1 protein-coding gene is annotated in these 1,531 nt (G+C 72.0%); it reads left to right on the forward strand.

Features of this window, described 5'->3' with window-relative positions; all coding sequences use genetic code 11:
* Window positions 1-257: 257 nt before the first annotated feature.
* A complete protein-coding gene (locus tag ACL02T_RS34815) occupies window positions 258-1,514 on the forward strand; it encodes an IS110 family RNA-guided transposase (RefSeq protein ID WP_412835080.1) in 1,257 nt (418 codons plus the stop codon).
* Window positions 1,515-1,531 lie beyond the last annotated feature (17 nt).

Consider the following 1,531-nt stretch of genomic DNA (forward strand, 5'->3'; position numbering starts at 1 on the left):
GCTCACTGGTGCACCCTCCTTGTGTCCGAGTCGGGTCGTTGATCCAGACTTCGGGCGCACCTGAGGTCCCCACCGGGCCATCGCCCTGCTCGCTCGACCTTCGAGGTCCGGCATGAGTTCAGCGAGGTCCGGTGGCCCAGGACGCGCCGACTGGCTACAGGGCTGAGCACCATCGAGTGCCGATCAGTGAGCGACCGGCTGCCGCGTCCCGGGACCACCGGGTGCCTTCCCACTGCTGCAACAGCGAGGAGGCGACCATGAGTGTCCCCAACCCCACCACCCGCGTCGACACCGGCAGGCGCACGCCCACGGCGGGAGTGGACTGGGCCAGAGACGACCACGCGGTGGCCGTCGTGGACCCCGACGGCGAGCAGACCGCCCGGTTCACCATCACCCACGACCGCGCCGGCATGCGTGAGCTGGTCCGCCGCCTGCTCAAGGCCGGAGTGGTCGAGGTCGGTATCGAGCGCCCCGACGGCCCCGTCGTCGACGCCCTGCGCCAGGCAGGGCTGGTGGTGTTCGTGATCCCACCCGGACAACTCAAGAACCTGCGCAGCCGCTACGGCTCGGCTGGGAACAAGGATGACCGCTTCGACGCCTACGTCCTGGCCGACACCGTGCGCACCGACCGCCGCCGCCTGCGCCCCCTGCTGACCGACACTCCGACCACCACCGCGCTGCGCCAGACCGTCCGCGCCCGACGCGACCTCGTCGCACACCGGGTCGCGGTCGCCAACCAGCTCCGCGCGCACCTGCAGATCGTGTTCCCCGGCGCGGTCGGCCTGTTCGCCGACATCGACTCCGAGATCAGCCTGCGGTTCCTGGAGCGTTTCACCACCCAGAACCAGGCGGACTGGCTCTCTCCGAAGCGGCTGGGCGCCTGGCTGGTCTCGGTCGGCTACTGCGGCCGCGTGGCCCCCACCGTCCTGCACACCCGCCTCGCCGAGGCCCCTCGCGGTCTCACCGGCGCCGACACCACCGCCAGCGCGGCGGTCACCCGCGCCTACGTCGCGGTGTTGCGCGCGCTCACCGGCCAGATCGCCGAGCTCGCCGCACGCATCGGCGAGCAGCTCGAGCTGCACCCCGACGCAGAGATCTTCACCAGCCTGCCCCGCGGCGGGCGCGTCCGCGCCGCACGACTGCTCGCCGAGATCGGTGACGCCCGAGGCCGGTTCCCCACCGCGGACTCGCTGGCCTGCCTGGCCGGAGTCGCACCCTCGACCCGCCAGTCCGGCAAGGTCCGGGCGGTGTCGTTCCGCTGGGGCGCCGACCGCGAACTGCGCGACGCGATCTGCGACTTCGCCGGCGACAGCCGACACGCCAACCCCTGGGCCGCCGACCTCTACCGACGAGCCCGCGCCCGAGGCCACGACCACCCCCACGCCGTCCGCGTCCTGGCCCGCGCCTGGGTCGGTGTCATCTGGGCTTGCTGGACCACCAACACCCCCTACGACCCCGACCGACACCGCGCCCTCCAACGCATCCTCAACCAAGATCAACCGGCTGCGGCTTGACACAGGGCAACTCATGC

It is taken from the genome of Pseudonocardia oceanicola (assembly GCF_047200735.1).
GTDB lineage: Bacteria > Actinomycetota > Actinomycetes > Mycobacteriales > Pseudonocardiaceae > Pseudonocardia.

What these genes read in the sequence shown, in the direction of transcription:
- ACL02T_RS34815 (WP_412835080.1), top strand. Translation starts at nt 258, where the DNA reads ATGAGTGTCCCCAACCCCACCACCCGCGTCGACACCGGCAGGCGCACG.